At 44.8% G+C, this 9,385-nt stretch carries 8 protein-coding genes; 2 read left to right on the top strand and 6 right to left on the bottom strand.

Features of this window, described 5'->3' with window-relative positions:
* Positions 1-590: 590 nt before the first annotated feature.
* The 6 genes from fre to trxA all read right to left on the bottom strand — a co-directional run bounded on the left by fre (position 591) and on the right by trxA (position 6,422).
* The gene (gene fre, locus AB4407_RS20845; RefSeq protein WP_372121843.1) at positions 591-1,304 is read right to left on the bottom strand and encodes an NAD(P)H-flavin reductase; all 714 of its coding nucleotides are present in this window, start codon (positions 1,302-1,304) and stop codon (positions 591-593) included.
* A 20-nt stretch (positions 1,305-1,324) separates the two neighbouring features.
* Complete coding sequence (locus AB4407_RS20840; protein ID WP_008224727.1) at positions 1,325-1,594, bottom strand: 2Fe-2S iron-sulfur cluster-binding protein; 270 nt, start codon at positions 1,592-1,594, stop codon at positions 1,325-1,327.
* Entirely contained in the window at positions 1,591-3,432 is a 1,842-nt protein-coding gene (ubiD, locus tag AB4407_RS20835) for a 4-hydroxy-3-polyprenylbenzoate decarboxylase (RefSeq protein WP_372121842.1), read from the bottom strand. Before ubiD ends, AB4407_RS20840 begins: the two co-directional genes overlap by 4 nt.
* 98 nt (positions 3,433-3,530) lie before the next feature.
* Positions 3,531-4,526 (bottom strand): hypothetical protein, encoded by a 996-nt coding sequence (locus AB4407_RS20830; protein WP_372121841.1) that lies wholly within the window; start codon positions 4,524-4,526, stop codon positions 3,531-3,533.
* A 110-nt stretch (positions 4,527-4,636) separates the two neighbouring features.
* Entirely contained in the window at positions 4,637-5,896 is a 1,260-nt protein-coding gene (gene rho, locus AB4407_RS20825; protein ID WP_009848197.1) for a transcription termination factor Rho, read from the bottom strand.
* Positions 5,897-6,095: 199 nt separating this feature from the next.
* On the bottom strand, positions 6,096-6,422 hold the full coding sequence (gene trxA, locus AB4407_RS20820; RefSeq protein ID WP_009848196.1) for a thioredoxin TrxA: 327 nt from the start codon (positions 6,420-6,422) through the stop codon (positions 6,096-6,098).
* Between the two features lie 111 nt (positions 6,423-6,533).
* Here trxA and rhlB point away from each other — a divergent pair, with 111 nt between their 5' ends.
* Both rhlB and gppA read left to right on the top strand, forming a co-directional pair.
* Positions 6,534-7,844, top strand: a complete 1,311-nt coding sequence (gene rhlB / locus AB4407_RS20815; RefSeq protein WP_161688504.1) for an ATP-dependent RNA helicase RhlB — start codon at positions 6,534-6,536, stop codon at positions 7,842-7,844.
* A 6-nt stretch (positions 7,845-7,850) separates the two neighbouring features.
* On the top strand, positions 7,851-9,344 hold the full coding sequence (gppA, locus tag AB4407_RS20810; protein WP_372121840.1) for a guanosine-5'-triphosphate,3'-diphosphate diphosphatase: 1,494 nt from the start codon (positions 7,851-7,853) through the stop codon (positions 9,342-9,344).
* Positions 9,345-9,385: the final 41 nt, after the last annotated feature.

The following is a 9,385-nucleotide window of genomic DNA, read 5'->3' as shown; positions in this document are numbered from 1 at the left end:
TCTTCAATTTAAGATTTTGTAGGCTCAATGAATACTGACTTCAAAACTACAAAAAGTAATTCTAAAGCTATTATCTTTCCAACAGAAAGATAATGAATTGACTGTGCCAAATACCTTCTTTCTACAAGAGAAAGTAGTTATTTGTATTGGTCACTCAGTTCATTGAAATCAATTTTGATTCCGAAGAATCTGTTTTACTTCTCTTAATAAAAAGGAAAATAAAACGTTTTGATATTCATCAACGAGTGCCCACACAGATTGATAGGTTTAAATTGTTAAAGAGCTTTACTTCTCAAGCGCTCCTTTTAAGTAAGGTGCCTCTCGAAGTGGACGGCCATTCTAGCGAATTAACATTCAGTGTCAAACACTTTTTGAAAATTAATTTTTTGTCGCTTTCCGTCTTACTGATTCTTGCTGAAGCCTTGTGGCGCCTGCCGTCTCAGTGGTGTCGCATTATAGGGAACCCTCTCAGCTTAGCAACTACTTTTTCATAAAAAATGAATAAATAGGGGTTAACTGCCTAATAGTTCACCTAAACGTAAAAAAGAGAGCATTTCTGCTCTCTTTTTACTCAAAATCTAAAGGTATTGTTAGATAAACGCGTAAGCATCAGCGTACATATGGTCGCGCTTTGCGTCTTTGTTTTGAGTAAATAAGTCTCTTGCTGCACCCGCCATTTCAAAACGGCCTGCAATATAGATATCGAAATCAGCTAATGATTCGAAGCTTTGCGTAATAGCTTCAAGCACATTACCTGTTTGACCATGCCAAACCTCAGGAGCTTGTTCTACAACAGGTACAAAGTGTACGTTGCTATGTTTTTCTGCAATATCGACTAACTCTTCTTTCGCATATAACTGGCACTCATCTTTTGCGCCCCAGTATAAGTGAATCTCTTTCTTGCTGTTTTGTGCAATACAGTGATCGAGAATAGAGCGCACGTAGCTAAAGCCAGTACCACCAGCAATGAGCAACAGAGGACGATCGCTTTCTTCTTTAACCCACGCATCACCGTACGGAGCATCAATAGCTATGTCGCCATTTTCAGCTTGTGCCTTCTTCATCGCTTCAACCACTTCTGAAGCGTAAGCATTATGCTCAGCAGCGCCTATGTGTAGTTCAAGTTCACCTTCATGACGGCAAGGGCTACTTGCGATAGAGAATGGGCGCTTATCTTTCTCGCCCATTTCAACCATCAGATACTGGCCCGCTTTAAAAGCGACGGGTGTTTCTGGGTGAAGTAGGATTTGGTAAGTATTACAAGCCAAAGGCTCGATAGACTTCACTTTACATTTAATAGTCATGTTCTTCCTCTTACTAACCCTTAATCGGCAAAGGTTAGAACTAAATTACTTTCTGCAAATGCTTGGCAAGCAAAAATCCAGCCTTGTTGCTGCTCTTTCTCTGTGAGCATGGGTTCAAGGTGGTAACTCACTTGCCCTTCTAATTTTTTGCACATACACATTGCGCATGCGCCAACTTGGCAACGGTTTGGGAAATAGATATCGCTGTTGAGCGCAGCATCCAAGACCGTTTGCCCTTTTTCTACGGTGAAACTGATGTTTTCTGGGTATAAGACTACTTGGTAGCTCATGAGATTCCTAGTTGTTCCCAGATGCTATCAATTTTTTTAACGACGTCTGGGTTCTTAGTGATTGGAACACCCCACTCACGAAGGCATTCACCTTCCCATTTATTAGTCGCATCTAGACCCATTTTGGAGTGTCCCGTTTCGTTCTGTAGGAACAATGTATCTCTGGCCGGATCCATTCTGGTGGTTACCGCCCAAATGATGTCATTCCAATCACTCACGTTGACATCACCATCACACACGATAACAAACTTGTTCTCATCAAATTGAGACCAAACCGCTTCCATGATTTTCTTACCATTACCTGCAGCTTGCTTATCAATAGACAACACAATCATGCTGGCGTTGTCATTCTGTAAGTGAATATCAATAATTTCAGGGTGAGCCTTAGTTAACTCAGCCAAGCTACCCTCTATATGTTCACTATTTGTAGGTGCTGATTGAATATCTGGAGATAGCGCTAACTCTGCATCCCACTTCTTAGTGATATCTAGGCCCATCTTAGAACCTAACCCAACCACGGGCGATGCGAAATCCAATGAATCGATCGGCGTGTTCTCTATCATCAAGCTATCGCGTGACGGATCCATATGTTCGCACATCGCTGCGGTTACTTGAGACCAATCGCGTGCATTGACATCTTCATCGCACACCAATACAAATTTGGTGTACATGAATTGGCGTAAGAAAGACCATACACCCATCATCACTCGCTTGGCGTGACCTGGGTATTGCTTCTTCATGGTCACGACTGCCATTCGGTACGAACAACCTTCAGGCGGTAGATAAAAATCTTCAATCTCTGGGAACTGCTTTTGAAGAATAGGCACAAACACTTCATTTAGTGCAACACCCAATACCGCAGGCTCATCAGGTGGACGGCCAGTATAGGTGCTGTGATAGATAGGGTTTTCGCGCATAGTTACATGAGTAATCGTAAATACGTGGTGCTTTTCTTTCTCGTTGTAGTAACCCGTGTGGTCTCCGTATGGGCCTTCATCTGCGAACTCATTCGGGTCGATGTAGCCTTCCATTACGATTTCCGCACTGGCTGGTACTTCTAGGTCATTACTGATTGATTTAACGACCTCAGTTTTACTACCACGCAGTAAGCCGGCAAACGCATATTCCGATAAGGTATCTGGAACGGGTGTAACCGCACCAAGAATGGTGGCAGGATCTGCACCAAACGCTACCGATACAGGGAATGGCTTGCCAGGGTTGGTTTCCATCCAATCACGTAGATCAAGTGCGCCACCACGGTGGGCTAACCAACGCATGATGATTTTATTCTTACCGATCTTTTGTTGGCGATAGATACCTAAGTTTTGGCGTTTCTTGTTCGGACCACGCGTAACGGTCAAACCCCATGTTAACAATGGTGCGACATCATCAGCCCAGCAACTCATCACCGGGATTTTATCAAGATCGACGTCATCACCCTGCCATACGATTTGTTGACAGGCCGCCTTGCGAAGACGCTTAGCTGGCATGTTTAAGACTTGCTTAAACACAGGCAGCTTATCGATAGCGTCTTTAAAACCTTTCGGTGGCTCAGGCTCTTTTAGATAAGCAAGCAGCTTACCCACTTCACGCAGCTCTTTTACATCCTGACGCCCCATACCAATAGCAACACGATTAGGTGTACCAAATAGGTTAGTCAAAACAGGCATGTCATAGCCTACTGGGTTTTCAAACAATAGAGCCGGGCCACCAGCACGTAGAGTACGGTCGCTAATCTCGGTCATTTCATAGTCTGGGTCGACTGGGTGAGAGATGCGTTTCAACTGACCAATACTTTCAAGATGGTCGATAAAATCACGTAAATCTTTAAAACTCATAGGACTTCTACATGCTGATTATTCTGCGCTCAGTATATCAAAAAGGGTGACACTGAGATCCCCCTTTTTAGTGTGGTTATTGAGAGCCAAAATCCACTTTACGGTAATGCTTGCTCGATCAAAGAGCTCTTCACCTGAGGGTTATCATTCACGAGGTCTTGTAACCATCGTGTATGACCTTGTTTTGCTAATTCACGGGCGACTAAAGGCGCTTCATCGGCAATCGCCATCCTAGAGACAAGAAACTGTTTCACCTCTTCTGAGAGCGGGTTCACCTTGGTCAATAACATGATGGCTTCATCTTTCAAACGCGGGTTCTTGGTCGCAGCCATAACCTGTTCAAGCGCGAACGCTTGCTTAGTCTCGGCAAGATGTACCAGTTCAGCTTGGCTATGGTAGTCGGCCTTCATGCGCCATAAAATCTTGTAGACTTCAGGGTCTTCGCTCACTTGCGCTAATCGAACTACCACCTCGGTAGAGGGTAACCAGCTAACAATAGAAGATGCGGTGAGTTGCTTAGTCAGATAGTCAACCGCTTCAGGAGACAAACTGTCTAGCTCTCGAATTAGTAGCGCTTCTCGCGCTTGAACTTGATGCTCAGGCCCTGACAACCACTCATTAAGGTTAAGTTCCTGCTTTTCTGCATCCAGTACAAACACCAGTGTCTTCTGGTCTTGGTGCCATTGCTTGATCAGTCGATTAGCAATCGAAGGGTAATTAAAAGCAGGTACCGTAAACTCGTAGCCATCCCCACGCTCTAATACTTGGTAGGTCGGCGTGATAGCGAGTTGCTGTTCTATGAAAATAGACATCTTAGGGGTGAGAATGATCTCTTGCTGTTCGATCTTCTTCAAGAGCCGGTAACGAGCCACCTCTTGCTGGGGAAATGTCAGACGCTCAAGCGAAAAGCGTAGCGAGTTGACTTCGTCACGCACGACAAGCTCGAGTAATTCAGCAGTTTTCAGTTTTACTTGATCATTCTCAAGCCAAGACTCTACTGTCGTTGGAGACATCTCAGTGGCATAGCTCATACCAACCGGTGAAAGTAACAGTGAAGTAGACAAGAGTAATGATGACAACAGTCCATGTTGCATTTTAACTTCCTTGTAACACTTTTGGTCATTCTGCAAGCTGTCGCTACAAAATGCAAATAAAAAGCGCCACCCGAAGGCAGCGCTTTTTAATAACAATCAGCTAATCAAGACTACTGACGACGCATTGCGTCAAAGAACTCATCGTTCGTTTTAGTCATTGCTAGCTTGTCGATAAGGAATTCCATCGCATCGATTTCGCCCATAGGGTGAACAATCTTACGCAGAATCCACATCTTCTGTAGTTCATCGTTCTTGGTAAGAAGCTCTTCACGACGAGTACCAGATCGATTGAAATCAATCGCTGGGAATACGCGTTTTTCAGCAATCTTACGGTTAAGGTGCAGTTCCATGTTACCTGTACCTTTGAATTCTTCGTAGATAACTTCATCCATCTTAGAACCAGTATCAACCAGTGCTGTTGCGATGATAGTTAAGCTACCGCCTTCTTCTACGTTACGTGCCGCACCGAAGAAACGCTTTGGACGATGTAAAGCATTCGCATCCACACCACCAGTAAGAACTTTACCTGATGAAGGGATAACAGTGTTGTAAGCACGAGCTAGACGAGTAATTGAATCCAGTAGGATAACCACGTCTTTCTTGTGTTCAACAAGACGCTTCGCCTTCTCGATTACCATTTCTGCTACTTGTACGTGGCGAGATGCTGGTTCATCAAACGTCGATGCGATTACTTCGCCTTTAACTAGGCGCTGCATTTCTGTTACTTCTTCTGGACGCTCATCGATAAGTAGAACCATTAGTTCACACTCAGGATGGTTACGGGCAATGCTTTGAGCAATATTTTGCAGAAGCATTGTCTTACCCGCTTTTGGCGGAGCAACAATCAGACCACGCTGACCTTTACCGATTGGAGAAGCAAGGTCAAGAATACGAGCTGTGATATCTTCAGTTGCACCATTACCCGCTTCCATCACCATACGTTCGTTGGCGTGAAGAGGTGTAAGGTTTTCGAAAAGAATCTTGTTACGAGCGTTATCTGGTTTATCGTAGTTAACCGTATTTACTTTAAGCAGAGCAAAGTAACGTTCGCCATCTTTAGGTGGACGGATTTTACCGCCAATAGAGTCACCTGTACGAAGGTTAAAACGACGAATCTGGCTCGGTGATACATAAATATCATCAGGACCAGCAAGGTATGAGCTGTCTGCACTACGTAGGAAGCCAAAACCGTCTTGAAGAATTTCTAGAACACCATCACCAAAGATGTCCTCACCACTTTTTGCGTGTGCTTTAAGGATGGAGAAGATAATGTCTTGTTTTCTTAGGCGAGCTTGATTTTCAAGACCTAAGCTTTCGCTAAGTTTAACAAGTTCAGACACAGGTCTGTTCTTCAGTTCAGTAAGATTCATAGTGGTGGAAGTTTGTTTAGTCAAAATAGGGTCTGTTTTCTTAAGTTAAGAAGGATTTGGTCACAGGCTCGACCAAGAAGAGAATTTGTTCAATTAACGTGCGATAAATTAGCACTAAAACTAAGACTAGTCCATAGCTTAGAAAAAACAAAACCGCGCATTTGTTAACTGCGCGGTTTCTTTTCAAATACTCACCTGATTATAAGTTAGCGTCTAGGAACTCTTTAAGTTGAGTTTTAGACAATGCACCAACTTTAGTTGCTGCTACGCCACCGTCTTTGAAAAGAAGTAGCGTTGGAATACCGCGAATACCAAACTTTGGTGGAGTACCAGCATTTTGGTCGATATTTAATTTACCGATTGTGAGCTGACCTTCGTACTCGTTTGCGATTTCATCAAGAATCGGCGCAATCATTTTACATGGACCACACCATTCCGCCCAAAAATCAACAAGAACAGGGCCTGCAGCGTTGATTACATCGTTATCAAAACCGTCATCAGTTAGCTGCAAAATCTTATCACTCATCTTCCACTCCAATGTATTTTTTAGAACTGGTTGGATGATAACCAGTAAATAGATGCCCTATTGGAATGTATTTACTTTCGTATTGCAAGCTTAAGCTGATATTCTATAGCGATGAAAAAGACGCATATCACAGAGCAAAAGTTCGCCGACTTGGATTTACTTCCGCAAGTCATTGAAGGATTGGAGAAAAAAGGGTTCGACTATTGTACCCCTATCCAAGCCTTGGCGCTCCCGGTACTGCTCACCGGCCAAGACATTGCAGGCCAGGCCCAAACGGGTACTGGTAAAACGCTTGCGTTTCTTACTGCTACTTTTAATCACCTGCTAAAAACACCTGAGCATGAAGGCCGTAAGCCTAACCAGCCACGTGCGATTATTATGGCACCAACGCGTGAACTCGCGATTCAGATCTACAATGATGCTGACTCTCTGGTTGCAAGCACAGGTATCAAGGCAGCATTAGCTTACGGTGGCGAAAGCTACGATAAGCAACTAGGTAAGATCGAAGAAGGCGCTGATATCTTAATTGGTACGACTGGCCGCATCATCGATTTCTACAAGCAAAAGGTATTTAACCTTAACCACATTCAAGCAGTTGTTCTTGACGAAGCTGATCGCATGTTCGATCTTGGTTTCATCAAAGACATCCGCTTCTTGTTCCGTCGTATGCCTGAGCCAAAAGATCGCCTAAACATGCTGTTCTCTGCGACGCTGTCTTACCGCGTACAAGAACTTGCATTCGAACACATGCACAACCCAGAGCATGTCGTTGTTGAACCTGAGCGTAAGACTGGTCACCGTATTCAAGAAGAGCTGTTCTACCCTTCTAACGAACATAAGATGGCTCTTCTACAAACGTTAATCGAAGAAGAGTGGCCAGATCGCGCAATCATCTTCGCTAACACTAAGCACAAGTGTGAATCAGTTTGGGGCCATTTGGCTGCCGATGGTCACCGTGTAGGCTTGCTAACTGGCGATGTTCCTCAGAAGAAACGTGAAAAGATTCTTGAGCAATTCACTAAAGGTGATGTTGACCTGCTTGTCGCAACGGATGTTGCAGCACGTGGCCTACACATCCCTCAAGTAACACACGTATTCAACTTTGACCTACCTGACGATTGCGAAGATTACGTTCACCGTATCGGCCGTACAGGTCGTGCTGGTGAAAGCGGTCACTCGATCAGCTTTGCTTGTGAAGATTACGCAATCAACTTGCCACCAATCGAAGAATACATTGAGCACGCTATCCCAATGTCTGACTATGATGCTTCTGCACTACTGGAAGATCTGCCAGCACCATTGCGCTTACGCACACGTAACCCGCAACAGCGCCGTTCAAACAACAATGGCCCACGCAACGGTAACCGTAAACCAAACCAGAACCGTCGCCCACGCCAACCGCGTCATAACAAGGAAGCTTAGTCGCTTATGAGTCAAACAGTGTCACCACCGCTTTACGCTGCAATCGACCTCGGGTCGAACAGTTTTCATATGCTCGTTGTGCGTCATATCGATGGCAGCGTACAAACCATGGCTAAAATTAAGCGCAAAGTGCGTTTAGCTGCAGGCTTAGATGAAAATAATGCGCTTAGTACTGAAGCCATGCAGCGCGGTTGGGACTGTTTGAGTCTCTTTGCAGAGCGACTGCAAGATATTCCAAAAGAAAATATCCGCATTGTCGGTACAGCGACCCTACGTACTGCTATCAATGTGGATATCTTTCTAGAGAAAGCGAACCAGATCCTTGGTTACAACATCAATGTTATCTCTGGTGAAGAAGAAGCTGCGACTATCTATAAAGGCGTGGCACATACTTCTGGTGGCAGCGGCCGCCGACTGGTCGTGGATATTGGTGGCGCAAGTACCGAGATGATCATCGGTGAAGGCTTCTCAGCGAAAGCACTGACCAGCTTAAAAATGGGCTGTGTGACTTGGCTTGAACGCCACTTTAAAGATCGTCAATTAACCGCAACCAACTTTAACAACGCCATTGAAGCGGCGAAGTCGACGTTGGCTCCTATTCTAGATAGCTACACCGATATCGGATGGGATGTGTGTGTTGGTGCCAGTGGTACCGTTCAAGCACTGCAAGAAATCATGTTGGCGCAAGGCATGGATGAGGTTATTACTCATGCCAAACTTAAGCGCCTACAGAAACAAGCGATGATTACTGAACGCTTGGAAGAGCTAGAAATAGAAGGATTAACCCTTGAACGCGCTTTAGTGTTCCCAAGTGGTCTTTCTATTCTTATTGCGATTTTTGAGCTGCTTGAAATCGATTCAATGACACTCGCAGGCGGCGCACTCCGTGAAGGTCTAGCCTACGAGATGGTTGATGAGCTACGCCAAGACGATATCCGTGCACGTACCATCAAGAGCGTACAATCACGCTACCAAATGGACGTAAGCTACGGTGAACAAGTGGCTATCGTGGCACAGACTCTGTTAGATCAAGCAGGCGGAGAAGCTTGGGTTTCAGAACCTCAAGCAAGTGTTTTATTACAAACCGCAGCCAAACTTCACGAAATTGGTTTAACCATCGATTTCAAAAAAGGCGGCGAACACAGCGCTTACCTGCTACAGAATTTAGATCTGCCAGGTTTTACCCGAGCACAGAAATACTACTTGGGTGAATTAACACGTCGTTACCGTGAGCAATTAACCTCATTGCCAGAGCAACATGCTATCTCAGGCACCAGCAGTAAGCGTATTTTACGTATTCTGCGTTTGGCTATTTTGCTAACCCACCGCCGTAACCCGGCACTAGAGCCTGAGTTCAAGCTGAAGGCAGATGGCAACAATCTGACCTTAACGCTTTCTAAGCAATGGCTAGCGGACAACCCGCTGACCGCTGCAGAGCTAGAAATCGAATCGAACAGACAAAGCGATATTGGTTGGCCATTAAATATAGAATGCCTCTGATACTAGTATCTGACGCTAGAGATTAAAAAAGGTTCATCGCG

The organism is Vibrio sp. 10N.261.46.E11 (genome assembly GCF_041472735.1).
GTDB lineage: Bacteria > Pseudomonadota > Gammaproteobacteria > Enterobacterales > Vibrionaceae > Vibrio.
Note: the sequence above shows the minus strand (reverse complement) of the source record. Positions and strands in the feature narration are given on the sequence as shown.

Excerpts from the sequence above, each read along its gene's own strand:
- gppA (WP_372121840.1), top strand. The coding sequence starts at position 7,851 with ATGAGTCAAACAGTGTCACCACCGCTTTACGCTGCAATCGACCTCGGG.
- rhlB (WP_161688504.1), top strand. The coding sequence starts at position 6,534 with ATGAAAAAGACGCATATCACAGAGCAAAAGTTCGCCGACTTGGATTTA.
- ubiD (WP_372121842.1), bottom strand. The coding sequence starts at position 3,432 with ATGAGTTTTAAAGATTTACGTGATTTTATCGACCATCTTGAAAGTATT.
- fre (WP_372121843.1), bottom strand. The coding sequence starts at position 1,304 with ATGACTATTAAATGTAAAGTGAAGTCTATCGAGCCTTTGGCTTGTAAT.
- AB4407_RS20830 (WP_372121841.1), bottom strand. The coding sequence starts at position 4,526 with ATGCAACATGGACTGTTGTCATCATTACTCTTGTCTACTTCACTGTTA.
- trxA (WP_009848196.1), bottom strand. The coding sequence starts at position 6,422 with ATGAGTGATAAGATTTTGCAGCTAACTGATGACGGTTTTGATAACGAT.
- AB4407_RS20840 (WP_008224727.1), bottom strand. The coding sequence starts at position 1,594 with ATGAGCTACCAAGTAGTCTTATACCCAGAAAACATCAGTTTCACCGTA.
- rho (WP_009848197.1), bottom strand. The coding sequence starts at position 5,896 with ATGAATCTTACTGAACTGAAGAACAGACCTGTGTCTGAACTTGTTAAA.